This window comes from Bradyrhizobium erythrophlei (genome assembly GCF_042430365.1).
Classification (GTDB): Bacteria; Pseudomonadota; Alphaproteobacteria; order Rhizobiales; family Xanthobacteraceae; genus Bradyrhizobium; species Bradyrhizobium erythrophlei.
Window position 1 is genome coordinate 1 of record NZ_JBHMET010000125.1, and the last position, 19,319, is coordinate 19,319.

Annotated in this window: 17 protein-coding genes; 9 read left to right on the forward strand and 8 right to left on the reverse strand. The window is 64.3% G+C overall.

Annotation, left to right across the window (positions count from 1 at the left end):
- Nucleotides 1–173: 173 nt before the first annotated feature.
- Nucleotides 174–1,052, forward strand: coding sequence for a glutathione-dependent disulfide-bond oxidoreductase (gene yghU / locus ACFFWD_RS18720; protein WP_376967714.1), 879 nt, complete (start codon nucleotides 174–176; stop codon nucleotides 1,050–1,052).
- A 97-nt stretch (nucleotides 1,053–1,149) separates the two neighbouring features.
- Here the strand turns inward: yghU and ACFFWD_RS18725 are convergent, their stop codons facing one another.
- The 5 genes from ACFFWD_RS18725 to ACFFWD_RS18745 all read right to left on the reverse strand — a co-directional run bounded on the left by ACFFWD_RS18725 (nucleotide 1,150) and on the right by ACFFWD_RS18745 (nucleotide 5,656).
- Nucleotides 1,150–1,629, reverse strand: a complete 480-nt coding sequence (locus ACFFWD_RS18725; protein ID WP_376967716.1) for a hypothetical protein — start codon at nucleotides 1,627–1,629, stop codon at nucleotides 1,150–1,152.
- Between the two features lie 171 nt (nucleotides 1,630–1,800).
- Nucleotides 1,801–2,076, reverse strand: coding sequence for a GNAT family N-acetyltransferase (locus ACFFWD_RS18730; protein ID WP_376967718.1), 276 nt, complete (start codon nucleotides 2,074–2,076; stop codon nucleotides 1,801–1,803).
- Nucleotides 2,077–2,152: 76 nt separating this feature from the next.
- Nucleotides 2,153–3,427, reverse strand: coding sequence for an acyl-CoA dehydrogenase family protein (locus ACFFWD_RS18735; RefSeq protein ID WP_376967720.1), 1,275 nt, complete (start codon nucleotides 3,425–3,427; stop codon nucleotides 2,153–2,155).
- Nucleotides 3,428–3,727: 300 nt separating this feature from the next.
- Nucleotides 3,728–4,105 (reverse strand): VOC family protein, encoded by a 378-nt coding sequence (locus tag ACFFWD_RS18740; RefSeq protein ID WP_376967722.1) that lies wholly within the window; start codon nucleotides 4,103–4,105, stop codon nucleotides 3,728–3,730.
- 768 nt (nucleotides 4,106–4,873) lie between these two features.
- The gene (locus ACFFWD_RS18745; RefSeq protein ID WP_376967724.1) at nucleotides 4,874–5,656 is read right to left on the reverse strand and encodes an SDR family NAD(P)-dependent oxidoreductase; all 783 of its coding nucleotides are present in this window, start codon (nucleotides 5,654–5,656) and stop codon (nucleotides 4,874–4,876) included.
- A 154-nt stretch (nucleotides 5,657–5,810) separates the two neighbouring features.
- On the opposite strand from ACFFWD_RS18745, the gene ACFFWD_RS18750 reads away from it, so the two are divergent.
- From ACFFWD_RS18750 to ACFFWD_RS18760, 3 genes are read left to right on the forward strand one after another with little or no spacing between them, the layout of a single operon-like run.
- On the forward strand, nucleotides 5,811–6,602 hold the full coding sequence (locus tag ACFFWD_RS18750; RefSeq protein WP_376967726.1) for an enoyl-CoA hydratase/isomerase: 792 nt from the start codon (nucleotides 5,811–5,813) through the stop codon (nucleotides 6,600–6,602).
- On the forward strand, nucleotides 6,599–7,585 hold the full coding sequence (locus tag ACFFWD_RS18755) for a phosphotransferase family protein (RefSeq protein ID WP_376967728.1): 987 nt from the start codon (nucleotides 6,599–6,601) through the stop codon (nucleotides 7,583–7,585). The genes ACFFWD_RS18750 and ACFFWD_RS18755 overlap by 4 nt, the downstream gene beginning before the upstream one ends.
- A gap of 1 nt (nucleotide 7,586) precedes the next feature.
- Nucleotides 7,587–7,961 (forward strand): DUF6285 domain-containing protein, encoded by a 375-nt coding sequence (locus ACFFWD_RS18760; RefSeq protein WP_376967730.1) that lies wholly within the window; start codon nucleotides 7,587–7,589, stop codon nucleotides 7,959–7,961.
- A 211-nt stretch (nucleotides 7,962–8,172) separates the two neighbouring features.
- Here the strand turns inward: ACFFWD_RS18760 and ACFFWD_RS18765 are convergent, their stop codons facing one another.
- Entirely contained in the window at nucleotides 8,173–8,952 is a 780-nt protein-coding gene (locus tag ACFFWD_RS18765; RefSeq protein ID WP_376967732.1) for an enoyl-CoA hydratase-related protein, read from the reverse strand.
- A gap of 220 nt (nucleotides 8,953–9,172) precedes the next feature.
- Here ACFFWD_RS18765 and ACFFWD_RS18770 point away from each other — a divergent pair, with 220 nt between their 5' ends.
- Nucleotides 9,173–10,447: an acyl-CoA dehydrogenase family protein gene (locus ACFFWD_RS18770; RefSeq protein ID WP_376967734.1), complete on the forward strand. Its 1,275-nt coding sequence runs from the start codon at nucleotides 9,173–9,175 to the stop codon at nucleotides 10,445–10,447.
- A 20-nt stretch (nucleotides 10,448–10,467) separates the two neighbouring features.
- Nucleotides 10,468–10,944, forward strand: coding sequence for a GFA family protein (locus tag ACFFWD_RS18775; protein WP_376967736.1), 477 nt, complete (start codon nucleotides 10,468–10,470; stop codon nucleotides 10,942–10,944).
- Nucleotides 10,945–11,046: 102 nt separating this feature from the next.
- On the opposite strand, the gene ACFFWD_RS18780 is transcribed toward ACFFWD_RS18775, so the two are convergent.
- Both ACFFWD_RS18780 and ACFFWD_RS18785 read right to left on the reverse strand, forming a co-directional pair.
- A complete protein-coding gene (locus ACFFWD_RS18780; protein WP_376967738.1) occupies nucleotides 11,047–12,627 on the reverse strand; it encodes a fatty acid--CoA ligase in 1,581 nt (526 codons plus the stop codon).
- A gap of 255 nt (nucleotides 12,628–12,882) precedes the next feature.
- Entirely contained in the window at nucleotides 12,883–13,758 is an 876-nt protein-coding gene (locus tag ACFFWD_RS18785) for an SDR family oxidoreductase (protein WP_376967740.1), read from the reverse strand.
- Nucleotides 13,759–13,860: 102 nt separating this feature from the next.
- Here ACFFWD_RS18785 and ACFFWD_RS18790 point away from each other — a divergent pair, with 102 nt between their 5' ends.
- The 3 genes from ACFFWD_RS18790 to ppc all read left to right on the forward strand — a co-directional run bounded on the left by ACFFWD_RS18790 (nucleotide 13,861) and on the right by ppc (nucleotide 19,304).
- Nucleotides 13,861–14,673, forward strand: a complete 813-nt coding sequence (locus ACFFWD_RS18790) for a crotonase/enoyl-CoA hydratase family protein (RefSeq protein WP_376967742.1) — start codon at nucleotides 13,861–13,863, stop codon at nucleotides 14,671–14,673.
- 175 nt (nucleotides 14,674–14,848) lie between these two features.
- Nucleotides 14,849–16,396 carry an acyl-CoA synthetase gene (locus ACFFWD_RS18795; protein WP_376967744.1) on the forward strand — a complete coding sequence of 516 codons (1,548 nt, stop codon included), beginning with the start codon at nucleotides 14,849–14,851 and terminating at the stop codon, nucleotides 16,394–16,396.
- Between the two features lie 106 nt (nucleotides 16,397–16,502).
- A complete protein-coding gene (gene ppc / locus ACFFWD_RS18800; RefSeq protein WP_376967746.1) occupies nucleotides 16,503–19,304 on the forward strand; it encodes a phosphoenolpyruvate carboxylase in 2,802 nt (933 codons plus the stop codon).
- Nucleotides 19,305–19,319 lie beyond the last annotated feature (15 nt).

Sequence of the window (19,319 nt, forward strand, 5' to 3'; positions counted from 1 at the left end):
ACCCGAGCCCTCGGCGCGACGCTTGACTCACAAAGGCCTCATATGAGGGTGGGCAAAGCGTAGCGTGCCCACCATATACAGCGCCATGTCCGGAAGGTGGGCACGGCGCACGAGCGCCTTTGCCCACCCTACGGGTCCAACCTTGACGCGCCGTTCGCGCCGGAGCCCATTGCATGACCGATATCCCCGCCTACGAGCCGCCGAAAGTCTGGACCTGGAACAAGGAGAGCGGCGGGCGCTTTGCCAGCATCAACCGTCCAATTGCGGGCCCGACCCATGAGAAGGAATTGCCGGTCGGGCGTCACCCGCTGCAACTTTATTCCCTGGCGACGCCGAACGGCGTGAAGGTCACCGTGATGCTGGAGGAATTGCTGGCGGCCGGTCACAAGGGGGCGGAATACGACGCCTGGCTGATCAAGATCGACGGCAACCAGTTCGGCAGCGGCTTTGTCGACGTCAATCCGAACTCGAAAATTCCCGCGCTGATGGACCGCAGCGGGCCGGAGCCTGTCAGGGTGTTCGAGTCCGGCTCGATCCTGGTCTATCTCGCCGAGAAGTTCGGCGCCTTCCTGCCGACCGACATCAAGACCCGTGCGGAGACCTTCTCCTGGCTGTTCTGGCAGATGGGCGCCGCGCCCTATCTCGGCGGCGGCTTCGGGCATTTCTATGCCTACGCGCCGAGCAAGATCGAATACGCCATCGACCGTTTCGCGATGGAGGTGAAGCGGCAGCTCGATGTGCTCGACCGGCGGCTTGCCGACAACGAATATCTCGCGGGCAACGTCTACACCATCGCCGATATCGCGGTGTGGCCGTGGTACGGCGCGCTGGCCAAGGGCCTGCTCTATGGCGCCGGCGAATTCCTTTCGGTGCACGAGTACAAGAACGTACAGCGCTGGACCGACGCGATCGCCGCGCGGCCGGCGGTGAAGCGCGGCCGCATGGTCAACCGCACCTGGGGCGATCCCGCAAGCCAGCTCCACGAGCGCCACGACGCCAGCGATTTCGAGACCAGGACACAGGACAAGATCGGGGAGTTGGTCGCGTCGTGAGGTGGCGTATGGCGGATTGGCGCAAGCGTAATCCGCCATTGACGCGCAAGAGAGAGTGGCGGGTTATGCTTCCGCTAACCCCCCACGGACTCCTAACTTACTTCTTGTTCACGTCGACGTTGATGCCGAGCACCTTCCAAGCCTTGTCGTTCTGGGCATAGCGCAGGCGGTATTTCACCGTCAGCTCGTCGGTCTTGAACGTGCCGGACAGCGTCAGCACGCCGTCGCCATCGACGGAGGGCTTGTCCTGGGACGCGTACTCGGCGTTGACGATGTCCTCGATGAACAGGTTGTTCTTCCGGAAGCCTTCAAACGTCGTGGACAATTTTTCAGGCGTCACCTGCGCCTGGAATTGCGGGGACGCCTTGGCGATCAGGACGGAGTAGTTGCCGGTCACGTTTGCGTCGTTGAACGTCATCAACGTCGTCCGGACCAACACATCCTGCTCGTCGTCGTCGGGAAGCTCGACGGCATAGGCCGGCGAAAGCGCTACCGCGATCAGCGCGAACAGGCCGGCGATCGCGCTTGCAAGATCGATACGGAAAAATTGCTTCAGATAGTCGCGCGTGGTTTTCATGATCAGCCCCTTCAGCAAGTGCGGAACGTAGTACCGTCCGCCCCCCGCGCTGCCCTAGCGGGCGCGGCGTGATTCGCCAATCGCGTGTGTGCAGAGAGTGCGAGAGTCCGTAGTTCTCCGGAGTCCGCGCGTTCGAGTGGGGAGCTCTACTTCGGTAGGCGTTGTTTCGTCCTACGCCAGCAGATCATCGTATTGCGGATTCCTCTTCATGAAGCTCTGGATGAACTCGCATTCGACGATGAGCCTGCGCCGCTCGGCCCGCACGGCGTCCAGCGCAGCGCGCGCGAGCTTCGAAGCGATGCCACGGCCGCCGAGTTCCGGCGGCACCTCGGTGTGAACCAGCGTGATCGTATCAGGCGATCTGCGGTAGACGACGAACGCGATGACACCATCGACCTCCAGCTCGAACCGGGAGCGCGCTTCGTTGTCGCGGAATTGCTCCGTCATTGTGCCGCTCCCTTGTAGAAGCAGCCCCTCATCCCGACCTTCTCCCCGCGAACAGCGGGGAGAAGGGGTAGAGAAGCTACGGCATGCTCAGTTCGTGGCGGCCGACCACCATCCAGTGCACCTCGTCCGGACCGTCGGCGAAGCGGAGGTGGCGGACGTCCTGGTACATTTCGGCGAGCGGGGTCCATTGCGAGATGCCGGTGGCGCCGTGCATCTGGATCGCCTGGTCGATCACCTTGCAGGCGCGCTCGGGGATCATGGCCTTGACCATCGAGACCCAGACGCGGGCCTCCTTGTTGCCGAGCACGTCCATCGCCTTGGCCGCCTTCAAGACCATCAGCCGCATCGCCTCGATCTCGCAGCGCGCCTGCGCGATGATCTGGATGTTGCCGCCGAGATGGGCGATCTTCTTGCCGAACGCTTCGCGGGTGAGGCCCCGCTGCACCATCATGTCGAGCGCCTTCTCGGCCTTGCCGATGGTGCGCATGCAGTGATGGATGCGGCCCGGGCCGAGGCGGACCTGCGAAATCTCGAAGCCGCGGCCTTCGCCGAGCAGCATGTTCTCCTTCGGCACCCGGCAATTATTGAAGCGCAGATGCATGTGGCCGCGCGGCGCGTGGTCGTGGCCGAACACATGCATCGGACCCAGGATCTCGACGCCGGGAGTGTCGATCGGCACCAGGATCTGCGACTGCTGCTTGCTCGGCGGCGCGTCGGGATTGGTCTTCACCATCACGATCATGATCTTGCAGCGCGGATCGCCGGCACCAGAGATGTAATACTTCTCGCCGTTGATCACCCATTCGTCACCGACGAGCTTTGCGGTCGTCGAAATGTTCTTGGCGTCGGAAGAGGCGACGTTCGGCTCGGTCATCGCATAGGCCGAGCGGATCTCGCCGTTGAGCAGCGGCTTCAGCCACTTCTCCTTCTGCTCCTTGGTGCCGACACGCTCCAGCACCTCCATGTTGCCGGTGTCGGGCGCCGAGCAGTTCATGGTCTCGGACGCCAGCGGGCTCTTGCCGAGTTCGGCGGCGATATAGGCGTAATCGAGGTTGTTGAGGCCGTCGCCGGTCTCGGCGTCGGGCAGGAAGAAGTTCCAAAGGCCGACTTCCTTGGCCTTGTCCTTGGCCTTCTGCAGCACCTGGAGCTGCTCGGGCGTGAAGCTCCAGCGGTCGGTCTTCTTCTCGCCAAGGCGATAGAACTCGACCGACATCGGCTCGACCGTGTCGCGGATGAACTGCTTCACATGGTCGTAGAGCGGGCGGACCTGTTTCGACATGCGCAGGTCATTGAGCTCGTCACCCGGGTTGAGCGTGTAGTTGGTGGTGCGGGGCACATAGGCGTGTTTCATTACTTTCATCCTCCCATCGGCGAGTTGCGCGGTTCGCCGCGGACAATAGACGCAGGCGCGGCGAAGTGCGAGCGCGCATTTCCGCATGATCGCTGCCGCATCGCGGAATATCGCGACGGCGTTTAAAACGTTGTTTGAACGCCGTCTCTCCACAAGCTCGTCATGCCCGGCCGTGTGCCGGGGCATCCACGTCTTGGTTTTCCGCGCAAACAAGACGTGGATGGCCGGGACAAGCCCGGCCATGACGACGTGGAAATGTTGGCGTCAAGAAATCCGCGGTCCTGGATGTCGGCGAGGGGCTCAGACCATCCGGTGCATCGCGCAGATCTTGTTGCCGTCGAGGTCGCGGAGATAGGCAAGATAGAGCTTGGCGCCGGACCCTTCCCGCACGCCCGGCGGATCCTCACAGGGCTTGCCGCCATTGGCGACGCCGGCCGCGTGCCACTTGTCGACCTGCTCGGGCGAGCTGCAGGCAAAGCCGATCGTGCCGCCATTGGCATGCGTTGCCGGCTCGCCGTTGATCGGCTTCGAGACCGAGAACACGCCGGTCTTGGTGATGTAGAAGATGCGATGGCCGTCGACCCTGGCAGGCCGCACATCGAGCGTGCCGAGCAGCGCGTCATAAAACGCCTTGGCCTTGTCGAGGTCGTTGGTGCCGATCATCACATGTGAAAACATTGAATGTCCTCTCGGTTGCTTTTGATTATCGACGAAACGCTAGCAGCAGTTTTGTCGCGGTGGAAGCGATGCTGCGTCGCCCCGGAATGACGGAGGAAGGGAGGGGACGCCCCATGCCATTGATTTGCCCGACGGCGCAAGCCCCCGCGAAAGAAATATTTCGGTTTTTCGGAACGGCAAATCAGTGTAATGATGCGCCCGTCTCACCCGATTGAGGGGCGCGTCGCGATCGTCAGAGTGTTGCGGTGAGATGCGGTGGACGCCGAGCGCGCAACTGACGAGAACGCGCAAAGCGGACGGTGAAGTCGTGTGGTCCTGACGCCCCAGTGGCAGGTGTCTCCTCGCAAGACGCGAAAGCGTCTTTGCGAAGACGGTGACAAACAAGCCCGGTCTCGCCGGGGAGAGCACGAAGGAAGCCGTAAAACCATCGCGCAGGGAAAGCCGGCGTGTTTCCCGGTTTCACCTGTGGTCCTACCCCCGTGCTTTCTGTTGCACGGGACCCATGGGTGCAATCGGCACCCGGCTTTCCCTGCGCCCTCTGTTTCGAGAGAGGGGCAAGTAAACGCAAGACTCGGACGCGATGGCGCCGCGAGGATGCGGATGTATGTCTTATAGACCGCGCGACAAACTTGATGTCGTCCCGGCGAAGGCCGGGACCTATAGCCACAAATATTGGTTGTTACGCACGCCCGGAACGACGAGTCCCACTCACAACACCCGCCGCGGAGTATGGGTCCCGGCTTTCGCCGGGACGACAGTCGTGAGCAATCAAAACGCCGTATAGCCGCCGTCGATCACGAAGCAGTCCGCCGTATGATAGGACGATGCCTTGCTCATGATGTAGACGGCGATGCCGCCGAAGTCGCTCGGCTCGCCGAAGCGGCGCATCGGGATGCGCGGCATCACGTTGGCGACGAACTTGTCGTTGGCCATGATGCCTGCGGTCATGTCGCTCTTGATCCAGCCCGGCAGGATAGCATTCGCGGTGACGCCGTGGCGCGCGAGCTCGACGCCGAGCGCGCGGCACAGCGCGTTCAACGCCGCCTTGGTGCCGGCGTAGTGCTCGTTGCGCGCGGTGCCGAACAGCGAGGCGAGGCTCGAGGTGGCGACCAGTCGGCCGAATCTGTCGCCGGCTTCGGCGCGTTCGGTCATGTGGCGAGCGGCAACCTGGAACACATGGAAGACGCCGTCGAGATTGGTCGCGAACATCTTGCGCCATTCCTCCTCGGTGCGGTCGATGAAGGCGCGCCGTCCGCCGCCGCCGATGCCGGCATTGGCGAAGCAGCCGTCGACGCGGCCGAAGGTGTCGAGCGTCGCCTGCATCGCCGCTTTCACGGAGGCGGAATCGGTGACGTCGCAGACCTGGGTCGCGACCTTGCCCGGGCCGGCCGCCATCGAGGCCGCCGCGCTCGCATTCTTGTCCGCGTTGCGGCCCCAGATCGAGACGTTGCAGCCGGCGGCATTCAGGGCCTGCGCGATGCCGAGCCCGATGCCGCCATTGCCGCCGGTGATGACCGCGACGCGGCCGGTGAGATCGAAGATGCCACTCATTGGGGTTTCCATTTGGTTTGGCGCGCGTTAATCGTGCGCTCGAGGATGGGCTGGGCCGCAACCATGGACAAGCCCGGCACAAAAATCAAATATGGGTCGAAGCATCAAATTCGACCTACTGCGGTACCAACCGCGCAACGATGAAGAGGAAACAATGCAGTTCAAGCACGTCACGCTGGATTTCGACGGATCGGTCGCGATCCTCAAGCTCGACCATCAGGAGGTCATGAACGCGGTCTCGATCGACATGCTGGGCGGCCTTGCCGAGGCGCTCGATGCGATCGACGACAGGCGCGACGAGGTGCGCTGCCTGGTCATCACAGGCGCGGGCAGGGCGTTCTGCACCGGCGCCAATCTGCAGGGCCGCAACCAGCAGAAGTCCGGCAAGAGCAATGCCGGCGCGGCACTCGAGACCGCGTTCCATCCGTTCCTGCGCCGGTTGCGTAAGCTGCACTGTCCGATCGTCACCGCGGTCAACGGCCCGGCGGCCGGCGCCGGCATGAGCTTCGCGTTGATGGGCGACCTGATCCTGTGCGCGCGCTCGTCCTATTTCCTGCAGGCGTTCCGCCGCATCGGCCTGGTGCCGGATTGCGGCTCGACCTGGCTGTTGCCGCGGCTGATCGGCAAGGCGCGCTCGGTCGAGCTGTCGCTGCTCGGCGAGCGGCTGCCGGCCGAGAAGGCGCTGGAATGGGGCCTCGTCAACCGTGTCTATGACGACGCTGTGCTGATGGAGGAGGCGATGAAGCTCGCGCATGAGCTCGCCAACGGTCCGACGGTGGCGCTGTCGCTGATCCGCAAGCTCTACTGGGACAGCCCGGAGAACTCGTTCGAGGAGCAGCTCAACCTCGAATTCGAGTCGCAGCGCATCGCAGGCCGCGCCGAGGACTTCAAGGAAGGCGTCACCGCGTTCCTCGAGAAGCGGCCGGCGAAGTTCAAGGGCAAATGATCGAGGCCGAACTCGGACGCTGCGTCGCCTCCTTCGTTTCGGGCGCGACCGGCGTCACTGGCGCCGCAAAGCTGTCCGGCGGCGCCAGCCAGGAGACCTGGACGTTCGACATCGTGCATCCGGCGGGCAATGTCGGCGCGATCCTGCGCCGCGCGCCGCCGGGCTATGGCGCGGCGCCGGGCCGCGCCGCCGGCCTCGATGCGGAAGCCACCCTGATGCAGCTCGCGCATGATGCCGGGCTGCCGTCGCCCAAGGTGATGCATGTCTTGACGCCTGAGGATGGGCTCGGCCGCGGCTTCATCATGGCCCGCGTCGAGGGCGAAACCATCGCGCGCAAGATTTTGCGCGACGAGGAATTTGCCAGCGCGCGGCCGATCCTGGCCCGCCAGCTCGGCCGCGTCATCGCCGGCATCCATGGCCTGCCGCAGGCGAAGCTGCCGAAGCTGCGCAGCGTGACGGCGACGAAGGAGATCGACGACCTCACGCGCGAGTATCAATGCTTCAACTGGCCGCGGCCGGTGTTCGAGCTCGCGCTGCGCTGGCTGCGCGATCACGATCCCGGTCCGTCGTCGGAGGTGACGCTGGTGCACGGCGATTTCCGCCACGGCAACCTCATCATCGGCCCCGACGGCGTACGCGCGGTGCTCGACTGGGAGCTCGCGCATTTCGGCGATCCGATGGAGGATCTCGGCTGGATCTGCGTCAATTCCTGGCGCTTCGGCGAGATCGACAAGCCGGTCGGCGGTTTCGGCGCGCGCGAGGACCTGTTCGCCGGCTACGCGGAGGCCGGCCGCAAGGTCGACCCTGACAGGGTGATGTTCTGGGAGGTAATGGGCACGCTGCGCTGGGGCGTGATGTGCTGCGGCATGATGCAGCGCTTCCGTGCCGGCCCCGACCACTCGATGGAGCGCGCGATGATCGGCCGGCGCGCGTCGGAGACCGAGATCGACCTACTTAGACTGCTAGCGCCGCGAGGCAAGTAACATGCAGGACGAACCGACACCCACCGAACTGATCAAGGCCGTTGCCGATTTCCTGCGCAGCGAGATCACGCCCGCCATCAAGGGCCACAACGCCTTCAAGCTCCGCGTCGGCATCAACGCGCTCGATCTGGTGACGCGGCAGCTCGCACTGGCGGACGCGAGCGAAGCGACCGAGGCCGCGCGGCTGAAACAGTTGCTCGGCACCGACGGCTCGCTGGTGGAGCTGAACCGCGCATTGTCGGAGAAGATCGCGAACGGCGAGGTCGATTTGCAGACGCCGGGCCTGTCGGAGCATCTCTGGCAGACCACGATGGACAAGCTCGCCGTCGATCAGCCGAACTACGCGTCCTACAAGAGGGAGTTGGGAAATAAGTAGGATGGGTAGAGCGAAGCGAAACCCATCACGACACGCGGCAAGCGCCGATGGGTTTCGCTGCGCTCTACCCATCCCACGGGCAATTAGAGGGAATTGGGAACGAGGTAGCTGGTATCCTCGTCATTGCGAGCGAAGCGAAGCAATCCATCTCACCACTTGCGGAGACATGGATTGCTTCGTCGCTTCGCTCCTCGCAATGACGGCGGAACCACTACCGCCCCAGCCACTTCGGCGGGCGCTTCTCCGAAAACGCCTTTGGTCCCTCGATGTAATCCTGCGAGGCGACCATCGCCTTCACCGCGGGGTAGTCGCGCTGCTCGGCCAGCGCCTGCTCCAGCGACACTTCGAGGCCCTTCTGGATCGCCTGCTTGGAGGCGCGGATCGACATCGGCGAGTTCTTGGCAATCGTCTCGGCCCAGCGCTCGGCGGCGGCAAGTGCCTCGCCCTGCGGCACGACCTCGTTGACGAAGCCGAGCTCAAGACCCTCCTTGGCGCTGACGTGGCGCGCGGTGAGGATCATGCCCATGGCGCGCTTCAACCCGATCTGCCGCGGCAGCCGGTGCAGGCCGCCGGCGAGCGCGGCGAGGCCGACGCGCGGCTCGGGCAGCGCGAAGGTCGCATTCTCGGAGGCGATGATCAGGTCGCAGGCGAGCGCGATCTCGAAACCACCGCCCATTGCGACGCCGTTGACGGCGGCGATGATCGGCTTGTCGCAGTCGAAGCGGGTGGTGAGGCCGGCGAAGCCGCCCTTGTCCCAGCCGCGCTTGCCGCCCGACGCCTGCCATTTCAGGTCGTTGCCGGCGCAGAACGCCTTGTCGCCGGCACCGGTGACGATCGCGACCCACTGGTCGGGGTCGGCGGAGAAGTCGTCAAAGACCTTGTTGAGCTCGAAATGCGCGTCGATGTGCAGCGCGTTGTAAACTTCCGGGCGCGACAGCGTCACGATGGTGATGGGGCCCTTGCGCGTCACCTTGGAGAATTTGAGATCCATGTCTGCTCCCGTCGTTTTTCTGTGGCGAAGAATATTGCCGGCATCCTAGCGCGTGCGCGCGTTCTGGTGCCATCCAAATACGCGGGGCGAGGGCGCGTGCCAAGCGGCATCGCCCGCTTGACTTGGGCGTGTGCTTCTCACCTTAATCGATCAGAGCAAGCGCGCGGCGTAGCGCCTAAACGCAAAACCAAAATCAACGATATTTCCGGGAGAGACTGCCTTGGATTTCAATCTGCCGGCTGACCTCACAGCCTATCTCGCCGAACTCGACCGCTTCATCGAACGCGAGATCAAGCCGCTCGAAGCGGCCGACGACAACATCCGCTTCTTCGACCACCGCCGCGAATGGGCGCGTACCGATTTCGACAATGGTGGCCTGCCGCGGCATGAATGGGAGGCGCTGCTGCGCAAGGCAAAGAACCGCGCGGATGCCGCCGGCCATCTGCGCTTCGCGATCCCGAAGCGCTATGGCGGCAAGGACGGCTCCAATCTCTGGATGGCCGTGATCCGCGAGCACTTTGCCTCGAAGGGCCTTGGCCTGCACAACGATCTGCAGAACGAGCACTCGATCGTCGGCAATCTGCCGATCGTTACCATGCTCGACCGCTACGGAACCGATGAGCAGAAGGCGATGATCGACGGTTCCATCACCGGCAAATACCGCATCACCTTTGGTCTCACCGAGCCCGAGCACGGCTCGGACGCGACCCATATGGAAACGAAGGCGGTGCAAGCTGTCCGCGACAACGTCAAGGGCTGGATCATCAACGGCGAGAAGATGTGGACGACGGGCATGCACGTCGCGACGCATTGCGCGCTGTTCGCCCGCACCAGCGGCAATGACGGCGATGCGCGCGGCATCACCTGCTTCCTGGTGCCGGCGAAGTCGCCGGGCGTGAAGGTCGAGGAGTATATGTGGACCTTCAACATGCCGACTGACCACCCGCGCGTCAGCTTCACGGACGTGTTCGTGCCGGAGGATGCGCTGTTCGGCGAGATCGGGCGCGGCCTGTCGCTCGCGCAGTGCTTCGTGCACGAGAACCGCATCCGCCAGGCGGCGAGCTCGCTCGGTGCCGCCGTCTACTGCATCAATGAGAGCGTGAAATACGCGCGCGAGCGCAAGCCGTTCGGCAAGGCGCTGGCCGAGAACCAGGCGATCCAGTGGCCGCTGGTCGAGCTTGCGACGCAGGCCGAGATGCTGCGGCTGTTGATCCGCAAGACCGCCTGGGAGATGGACCAGCTCACCCAGGCCCAGGTCGAGCACACGCTGTCCGACAGGGTCTCGATGTGCAACTTCTGGGCAAACCGGCTCTGCTGCGACGCCGCCGACCGCGCGATGCAGGTGCATGGCGGCATGGGCTATTCGCGCCACAAGCCGTTCGAGCATATCTATCGCCACCACCGCCGCTACCGCATCACCGAGGGCAGCGAGGAGATCCAGAAGCGCAAGGTGGCAGGCTTCCTGTTCGGTTATATGGGCGCCGGCAAACACTGAGCACAAGCGGAGGAGGCGGCATGACAATGGAAGGTGGATGCACCTGCAGGCACGTCCGCTATCGCCTGATCGGCAAGCCGATGATCGTGCACGCCTGCCACTGCACATGGTGCCAGCGCGAGACCGGCACCGTGCACGCGCTCAACGCGATGTACGAAGCCGAGCGGGTCGAGCATACCGCCGCCGAGCCGGAGATCGTGGATACACCGTCGGCAAGCGGGAAGGGGCAGAAGATCGCACGCTGCCCGCATTGCAAGGTCGCGGTGTGGAGCAACTATCCGGGATCAGGACCCGCGGTGCGGTTCGTCCGCGTCGGCACCATGGACGATCCCACCCAATGCCCGCCCGACGTCCACATCTTCACCTCGACCAAGCAGCCCTGGGTGACGCTGCCGCCGGACGCGAAGGTGTTCGCCGAGTACTACGATATCAACGAGGTCTGGTCGGACGAGGCGAAGGAACGCCGACGGATCATGCGGGAGAAGATGAAGAAGTAAGTGCCTGTTGTCTCCCCGTCATTGCGAGCGCAGCGAAGCAATCCATCGTGCCGCAAGTGGAGGCATGGATTGCTTCGTCACTTCGTTCCTCGCAATGACGGATCAATTCACCTGCCGGTCCTTCCCCTCCCAATACGGATCACGCAAATTCCGCCGCAGGATCTTGCCCGACGGGTTGCGCGGCAGCGCCGGGATGAAGTCGACCGACTTCGGCGTCTTGTAGCCTGCGATGCGCTCGCGCGTGAAGTTGATGATGTCGGTCGCGGTCGCCGTCTTGCCCGGCTTCATCACCACCACCGCCTTCACCGCCTCGCCCCATTTGTCGTCAGGGATACCGATCACGGCGGCTTCCGCCACGTCGGGATGATCGCAGATCGCGCTCTCGACCTCGGCCGGATAGATGTTCTCGCCGCCGGAGATGATCATGTCCTTGATGCGGTCGTGGATGTAGAGATAGCCGTCCTTGTCCATGTAGCCGGCATCGCCGGTGCGCAGCCAACCGTCCTTGTCGATGGTCTTTGCGGTCGCCTCGGGCAGGTTCCAATAGCCGGACATGTTGGAGCCGGAGCGGGTGGCGATCTCGCCGACTTCACCCGGCGGCAGCGGCTTGCCGTCGGGGTCGAGGATCGCGAGCTCGATGCCGGGCAGGGCCTTGCCGGCAGAACGCATGCGGTCGAGCCCTTCGACATGGTCTTCCGGCGGCAGCGCGACGATGGTGCCGGTCGTCTCGGTCATGCCGTACATCTGCACGAAGCCGCATTTGAAGACCTCGATGCACTCCTTCAACAGCGCCGCCGGGATCGGGGAAGCGCCATAGAGCATGTATTTCAGGCGGGAGAAATCCATCTGCCGCGCGCGCGGCTGCCGCACCACGAACTGCATCGCGGCCGGCACCATGAACAGCTTTGTGATGCCGGACTGCTCGAAGAAGTCGAGCACCTTGGTTGGGTCGAACTCGCGCGCGATCACGCCGCGGGCGCCGTGATAGAGCCCCATCACGCCCCAGCCGGAGCCGCCGATATGGAAGATCGGCATCGCGACCAGCGAGACGTCGTCGGTGGTCCAGCGGTTCCACTCGGGCTTCTCGGCCTCGTTGCCGGTCTGCACCAGGTTGAGGAAGTTGGCGTGCGAGAGCATCGCGCCCTTCGGCTTGCCTGTCGTGCCCGAAGTGTAGAGCTGGATCGCGATGTCCTTCCGTTCGATCGGCACCTTGGGATCGTCGCCGCTCTGCGCGTCGCGCCACGCCGCGAAATCAGGCCATTCCGGCGCGCCGCCCTCGGTCGTGATGATGGTGCGCACGCTTGGGATCTTGTCCCTGATGTTGCGGACTTGCGTGATGAATTCGGGGCCGACGAACAAGACCGGCGCCTTGCAGTCATCGACGATGAAGGCGACCTCGGGACCCGCGAGCCGCCAATTCACCGGCGCCATCACCACGCCGGCCTTCATCGCGCCCATCAGGAGCTCGAAATAGAAATCGCTGTTCTTGCCGAGATAGGCGATGCGGTCGCCTTTCTTGACGTCCATCGCGATCAGCGCGTTAGCGACGCGGTTGGTCTTGACGTCGAACTCGGCAAAACTGGTCTGACGGCCCTCGAACTCATAGGCCAGCGCGTTGCCGCGGCTCTTGGCGCGGTCGCGCACCATGTCGGCAAGGTTCGTCAGTTGCGCTGCAGTAGACATATTTCCCCCGTGGTGTTTTGTTCTGGTTGCGCGGAGTGTGGCGATATCTCGCGCGAAAAACAATACAGGGATCGTGGCTCCTCTGCTTCAACGGCGTCGTCCCGGCGAAGGCCGGGACCCATAACCACGAATGTTAGTGTGGCACGACGCTGGGGCCACAGCGTGCGAACAACGCAAAGCGGTGGCTATGGGTCCCGGCCTTCGCCGGGACGACATCGGAGGATAAGGCGCGAGCCGCGGCAAGCACTGCAGGAATCAGCTCCGCGCGGCGCGATCCTTCTCGTTCTGCGCCTTGATCGACTCGCGGGCCTTGGTCCAGTCGTCGTCGCTCCAGTCGCGCAGCTGATAGAAGTTGCCGCCCATCGCGAGCGCCTGCGCGCCGTCCATGGCGATGGTCTCGCCGTTGATCCAGTCGCAGCCGCCGGAGATCAGGAACACAGCGAGGTTCTGCAGCTCCTCCATGGTGCCGACGCGGCCCATCGGGTTCATCGCCTTGGTGCGCGCACCGGCCTCGTCGCCCGGCTTGATGCGCTTGCTCATGCCCTCGGTCGGGATTTCGCCCGGCGCAATGGTGTTGAGGCGGATGCCGTGCCGGCCCCATTCGATCGCAAGCGACATCGTCATGGCGTGGATCGCCGACTTGCTCATCGCCGACGGCACCACATAGGGCGAACCGTTGCGCACCCAGGTCACGGTGATCGACACCACATTGCCGCGGTGACCACCCGCGATCCAGCGTCGGCCCACTGCGTGCGTCACGTAGAAGGTGCCGTGCATCACGATGTTGGCGACCGCATCGAAGCCGCGCGCCGACAGCTCCTCCGAGCGCGAGATGAAATTGCCGGCGGCGTTGTTAATGAGGTCTGTGAGGGGACCGCTGGTGGTCCAGATCGCCTCGATCATCTCGTCGACGGCCATCGCGTTGCGGATGTCGACGCCATGGCTGACCACGCGTCCGCCATACTCGGCCATCAGTTCGGTGGCGGTCTCGTCGCAGACGATCTTGCGGCGTCCGCAGATGTGCACCTCGGCGCCAAGTTGCAGGAACCGTGCGGCCATGGCCTTGCCGAGCCCAGTGCCGCCTCCGGTAACGAGAATGCGCCGCCCGGCGAGAAGCTGATCGTTGAACATCGTTTCCACCCACGGGGGTTGTCTGTTAATTGATCGATTGACTAAAGCCGAATAACGGCCTTTCTGTAAAGCGCCAACACTGAACGAGCGGAGGAGATTTCCATGGAAGATCGCGTTTCGATATCGATTTCTGACGGTATCGCGGATGTCCGCCTGGTGCGGGCCGACAAGATGAACGCGCTCGATGCCGCGATGTTCGAGGCGTTGGTGGCCGCAACCGATCGGCTTTCCAAGGAAAAAGGCTTGCGGGTGGTCGTATTGTCCGGCGAGGGCCGCGCATTTTGCGCCGGCCTCGACATGGGCCGCTTCGCTGCCATGAAGGAGAAGGGTGGTAACGGAGTGCCGGGCGGCGAGAAGCGCGACCTCTCCATCCGCACCCACGGCAAGGCGAACTTCCCGCAGCAGGCGGTGTGGGGATGGCGGCAGCTTCCGGTGCCCGTCATCGCCGCGATCCATGGCGTCGCCTTCGGCGGCGGGTTCCAACTCGCGCTCGGCGCCGACATGCGCTTCCTTTCGCCGGACGCGCGGATGTCGATCATGGAGATCAAATGGGGCCTGGTGCCCGACATGGCGGGCACGCCGATCCTTGCGAGCCTCGTGCGCGACGACATCCTGCGCGAGCTCACCTACACCGGCCGCATCTTCTCGGCGCAGGAAGCGCAGAGCTACGGCCTTGCCACCCGCGTCTGCGATGACCCGCGCGCTGCAGCGCTCGAGCTCGCCCGCGAGATCGCCGGCAAGAGCCCGGACGCGATCCGCGCCGCGAAGCGGATGCTGAACAATCTCTCGGTCGATCCGGCTGCGGCGCTACTTGCAGAGTCAGTTGAACAGCAGAAGCTGCTCGGCAGTCCCAATCAGACCGAAGCCGTGCGCGCCAATCTCGAAAAGCGCGCGCCGCGCTTTGCGGATGCGTAATTTTCCGTCTCCATCATGGCCGGGCAAGAGCGCGAAGCGCGTCTTCGCGCAGATGTCACGGCCATCCACGTCTTCGCTATGGCGACGGAGGCAAGACGTGGATCACCGGGACAAGCCCGGTGATGACGACAATAGCCAGCGCCGCTAACCAAGAACGAAGAACAAGCACGAAAAAATGAGCGAAACGTCCCAACTCTTCCACGGCATCATCTCTGGCGCGCGCAGGCGTGATCACGCCGAGGTCGGCGAGCGCGTCGACCGCATCGCGAGCGGACTGAGCCAGCTCGGCGTCAAGCCGGGCGACAGCGTCTGCATGCTGATGCGCAACGACATCGCCTTCATCGAGGCGGCCTATGCGGCGATGCGGCTCGGCGCCTATGGCGTGCCGATCAACTGGCACTTCAAGCCGGAAGAGATCAATTACGTGCTGACGGACTCCGGCTCGCGGGTCCTGATCGCCCATGCCGACATGCTGCATCCGCTGCGCGATGCCGTTCCGTCCGGTGTCACCGTGCTCAGCGTGCCGACGCCGCCGGAAATCCTGGCGAACTACAAGATCAATCCCGATCACCTCACAACGCCGGATTTCGCGACCGATTTCGAAACCTGGCTGGCACAGCACCCGCGCTATGACGGGCCGGCGGTGCCGCAGCCGCAGAACATGATCTACACGTCGGGCACGACAGGTCATCCCAAGGGCGTGCGCCGCTTCGCGCCGACGCCCGCGCAGACCGCCAATGCGGAAGCCATGCGCGCGATGATCTACGGCCTGAAGCCCGGGGCACGCGCGATCCTGCCGGGACCGCTCTATCACTCCGCTCCGAACTCGTTCGGCCTGCGCGCCGGCCGCCTCGGCGGCGTGCTGGTGCTGATGCCGCGCTTCGACGCGGAAGAGTTTTTGCACCTGATCGAGCGCGAGAAGATCGACACCATCTTCATGGTGCCGACCATGTTCATCCGTCTGATGAAGTTGCCGGACGAGGTGCGCAAGAAGTACGACATGTCGTCGCTGCGCCACATCATCCACGCCGCCGCACCGTGCCCGGCCGACGTCAAGCGCGCGATGATCGACTGGTGGGGGCCGGTGATCTACGAGTTCTACGGCTCGACCGAGTCGGGAGCGGTGACATTCGCAACCTCGGAGGATGCGCTGAAGAAGCCCGGCACGGTCGGAAAAATCTCGCCCGGTGCCGAGCTGCGCCTCATCGGCGACGACGGCAAGGACGTGCCGCAGGGCCAGATCGGCGAAATCTATTCGCGGATCGCAGGCAATCCCGATTTCACCTATCACAACAAGCCGGAGAAGCGCGCCGAGATCGATCGCCAAGGGTTCATCACCTCGGGCGACGTCGGTTACATCGACGAGGACGGCTACGTCTTCATCTGCGACCGCAAGCGCGACATGGTGATCTCGGGCGGCGTCAACATCTATCCGGCTGAGATCGAGGCGGTGCTGCATGCCGTCCCCGGGGTGCATGATTGCGCGGTGTTCGGCATTCCCGACGCGGAGTTCGGCGAGGCGCTGATGGCGGTGGTCGAGCCGCAGCCGGGTGTGACCCTCGACGTCGGCGCGATCCGTTCCGAGCTCAAGACCTCGCTTGCGGATTACAAGGTGCCGAAGCACATCGAGATCCAGACCAACCTGCCGCGCGAGGATTCCGGCAAGATCTTCAAGCGCCGGCTGCGGGATCCGTATTGGGAGCGGGCCGGGCGGCGGATTTAGAGCCGCTTGGCAGGCAAATGTGCAGCGCCCCCAAGTTCATCTTGCGCTGCGGTAAAAAAATTGCACACTGCGGGAAATGCCGGGCAGCTTCTGGAGTAGCCAGCCTATGCCTCCCCAGACCATGCCTTCCGAGACCGAGGTCCGCGCCAAGCGCGCCGAAGAGGCCAATGCGCTCGATAACTCGGCGTTGGATGCGCGGCTCCGGGACGACATTCGCCTCCTGGGACGCATTCTCGGCGATACCGTACGCGACCAGGAGGGGGCCGACGTGTTCGACCTGGTCGAGCGCATCCGCCAGACCTCGATCCGGTTCCACCGCGACGAGGACAGGCTGGCGCGGCAGGAGCTGGAAACCATCCTCGACGGCATGTCGATCTCGGAGACGCTGCGGATCGTCCGTGCCTTCAGCTATTTCTCCCACCTTGCCAATATCGCCGAGGACCAGAACAACATCCGCCAGATGCGCAGCCGCGGCCCGAACGGGGCGCCGCGGGCGTCGACATTGGAACAGACGCTGACCCACGCGCGGCAGGCCGGCATCAGCCCGGCCGATCTCCGCGGCTTCTTCAGGAGCGCGCTGGTCAGCCCGGTGCTGACGGCGCATCCGACCGAGGTCCGCCGCAAGAGCACCATGGACCGCGAGATGGAGATCGCAGGCCTGCTCGACCGCCGCGAGCGGCTGCAGATGACCGCGGACGAGGCCGAGGCGAGCGACGAGCAGCTTCGCCGAGCGGTGGTGACGTTGTGGCAGACCAATCTGTTGCGCCGGACCAAGCTCACCGTGCTCGACGAGGTCGCCAACGGACTGTCGTTCTACGGCTACACCTTCCTGCAGGAAGTGCCGCGGCTGCATTGCGCGCTGGAGGACCGCCTGAACAAGGAGGGCGGCGAGGCGGGCGATCTCGCCTCGTTCCTCAGGATGGGAAGCTGGATCGGCGGCGACCGCGACGGCAATCCGTTCGTCACGGCGGAGGTGATGCGCGGCACGCTGCGCCTGCAGTCGAGCCGCGCGCTCAGCTTCTACCTCGAAGAGCTCCATGCGCTCGGCGCCGAACTGTCGCTGGCGGCGCATCTTGCCGACGTCTCGGACGAATTGCGCACGCTTGCCGAACGCTCGCCCGACACCTCGCCGCATCGCAGCGGCGAGCCCTACCGCCTCGCGGTGTCGGGCATCTATGCGCGGCTTGCGGCGACGGCCGCCAAGCTCGAGGTCGAGACCACGCGGCCGCCGGTCGGCAAGGCCGAGCCTTACGCGAGCGTGAAGGAATTCCAGGCCGACCTCGACGTGCTCGACCGGTCGCTGATCGCGAACAATTCCGGGGTGATCGCGCGCGGTCGGCTCCGGCTGTTGCGCCGCGCCGTGGATTGCTTCGGCTTCCATCTTGCCCGGCTCGACATCCGCCAGAATTCTGCGGTGCACGAACGCACCATCGCCGAGTTGTTCGATGCCGCCAATCCCGGCATGTCCTATCTGGCGTTGGCTGAGGATGCCCGTGTCAGCCTGCTGCTCAACGAATTGCGCAGCGCCCGGCCGCTCACCTCGCCGTTCGTCAAATACTCCGAGGAGACACAGGGCGAACTCGCGGTGTTCCGCGCTGCCGCCGAAGCGCACGCCAAATTCGGCCCCGATGTGATCTCCCAATGCATCATCTCGATGTGCAAGGGCATGTCCGACATGCTCGAGGTCGCGGTGCTGTTGAAGGAGGTCGGCCTCGTCAATCCGTCCGGCCGCAGCGCGATCAACGTCGTGCCGCTGTTCGAGACGATCGAGGACCTGCAGGCCTCCAGTGCCATCATGGACCGCATGCTCGCGCTGCACGACTACCGCAAGCTGGTCGACAGCCTCGGCAGCGTGCAGGAGGTCATGCTCGGCTATTCCGACAGCAACAAGGACGGCGGCTTCGTCACCTCGGGCTGGGAGCTCTACAAGGCCGAGATCGGTCTCGTCGAAGTGTTCGAACGCCATCACGTGCGCCTGCGCCTGTTCCATGGCCGCGGCGGCTCGGTCGGTCGTGGCGGTGGGCCGAGCTATGACGCGATCATCGCCCAGCCCGGCGGCGCGGTGAACGGCCAGATCCGCATCACCGAACAGGGCGAGATCATCTCCTCCAAATATTCCAACGCCGAGGTCGGCCGCAGCAATCTCGAAATCCTCGCCGCGGCAACGCTCGAGACCAGCCTGTTGCAGCCGCGGCAGAGCGCGCCGCGCGCCGAATATCTGGAGGCGATGGAGCAGCTCTCGGCGCTGGCCTTCAAGGCCTATCGCGGCCTCGTCTACGAGACCGAGGGCTTTGCCGATTATTTCTGGGGCTCGACCGTCATCAACGAGATCGCGACGCTGAACATCGGCAGCCGTCCGGCGTCGCGCAAGAAGACCCGCGAGATCGAGGACCTTCGCGCTATCCCCTGGGTATTCTCCTGGGCGCAATGCCGGCTGATGCTGCCGGGCTGGTACGGCTTCGGCGCGGCGGTCGAGACCTGGATATTGGAGCACCCCGAGCAGGGCATGCCGTTCCTGCAGGAGCTGTACAGAGAGTGGCCGTTCTTCCGCACGCTGCTGTCAAACATGGACATGGTGCTGGCCAAGAGCTCGATCGCCATCGCCTCGCGCTATGCCGAGCTCGTGCCCGACGAGAGCTTGCGCGAGAAGATCTTCGGCCGCATCCGCAGGGAATGGCATCTCTCGATCGAGACGCTGCTCGACATCATGGGCCACGACCGGCTGCTGCAGGGCAACCCGCTGCTGGAGCGCTCGATCCGCAACCGCTTCCCCTATCTCGATCCGCTCAACCACGTGCAGGTGGAATTGCTCAAGGAGCATCGCGCGCAGAACCCGGATGAGCAGGTGCTGCGCGGCATCCAGATCACGATCAACGGTATTTCCGCGGGGTTGAGGAATAGCGGGTAGGGCGAATAGCGAGTA

What these genes read in the sequence shown, in the direction of transcription:
- ACFFWD_RS18745 (WP_376967724.1), bottom strand. Translation starts at nt 5,656, where the DNA reads ATGAGTGGCATCTTCGATCTCACCGGCCGCGTCGCGGTCATCACCGGC.
- ACFFWD_RS18795 (WP_376967744.1), top strand. Translation starts at nt 14,849, where the DNA reads ATGAGCGAAACGTCCCAACTCTTCCACGGCATCATCTCTGGCGCGCGC.
- ppc (WP_376967746.1), top strand. Translation starts at nt 16,503, where the DNA reads ATGCCTCCCCAGACCATGCCTTCCGAGACCGAGGTCCGCGCCAAGCGC.
- ACFFWD_RS18780 (WP_376967738.1), bottom strand. Translation starts at nt 12,627, where the DNA reads ATGTCTACTGCAGCGCAACTGACGAACCTTGCCGACATGGTGCGCGAC.
- ACFFWD_RS18755 (WP_376967728.1), top strand. Translation starts at nt 6,599, where the DNA reads ATGATCGAGGCCGAACTCGGACGCTGCGTCGCCTCCTTCGTTTCGGGC.
- ACFFWD_RS18775 (WP_376967736.1), top strand. Translation starts at nt 10,468, where the DNA reads ATGACAATGGAAGGTGGATGCACCTGCAGGCACGTCCGCTATCGCCTG.
- ACFFWD_RS18735 (WP_376967720.1), bottom strand. Translation starts at nt 3,427, where the DNA reads ATGAAACACGCCTATGTGCCCCGCACCACCAACTACACGCTCAACCCG.
- ACFFWD_RS18765 (WP_376967732.1), bottom strand. Translation starts at nt 8,952, where the DNA reads ATGGATCTCAAATTCTCCAAGGTGACGCGCAAGGGCCCCATCACCATC.
- ACFFWD_RS18785 (WP_376967740.1), bottom strand. Translation starts at nt 13,758, where the DNA reads ATGTTCAACGATCAGCTTCTCGCCGGGCGGCGCATTCTCGTTACCGGA.
- ACFFWD_RS18730 (WP_376967718.1), bottom strand. Translation starts at nt 2,076, where the DNA reads ATGACGGAGCAATTCCGCGACAACGAAGCGCGCTCCCGGTTCGAGCTG.
- ACFFWD_RS18725 (WP_376967716.1), bottom strand. Translation starts at nt 1,629, where the DNA reads ATGAAAACCACGCGCGACTATCTGAAGCAATTTTTCCGTATCGATCTT.
- ACFFWD_RS18760 (WP_376967730.1), top strand. Translation starts at nt 7,587, where the DNA reads ATGCAGGACGAACCGACACCCACCGAACTGATCAAGGCCGTTGCCGAT.
- ACFFWD_RS18790 (WP_376967742.1), top strand. Translation starts at nt 13,861, where the DNA reads ATGGAAGATCGCGTTTCGATATCGATTTCTGACGGTATCGCGGATGTC.
- ACFFWD_RS18750 (WP_376967726.1), top strand. Translation starts at nt 5,811, where the DNA reads ATGCAGTTCAAGCACGTCACGCTGGATTTCGACGGATCGGTCGCGATC.
- yghU (WP_376967714.1), top strand. Translation starts at nt 174, where the DNA reads ATGACCGATATCCCCGCCTACGAGCCGCCGAAAGTCTGGACCTGGAAC.
- ACFFWD_RS18740 (WP_376967722.1), bottom strand. Translation starts at nt 4,105, where the DNA reads ATGTTTTCACATGTGATGATCGGCACCAACGACCTCGACAAGGCCAAG.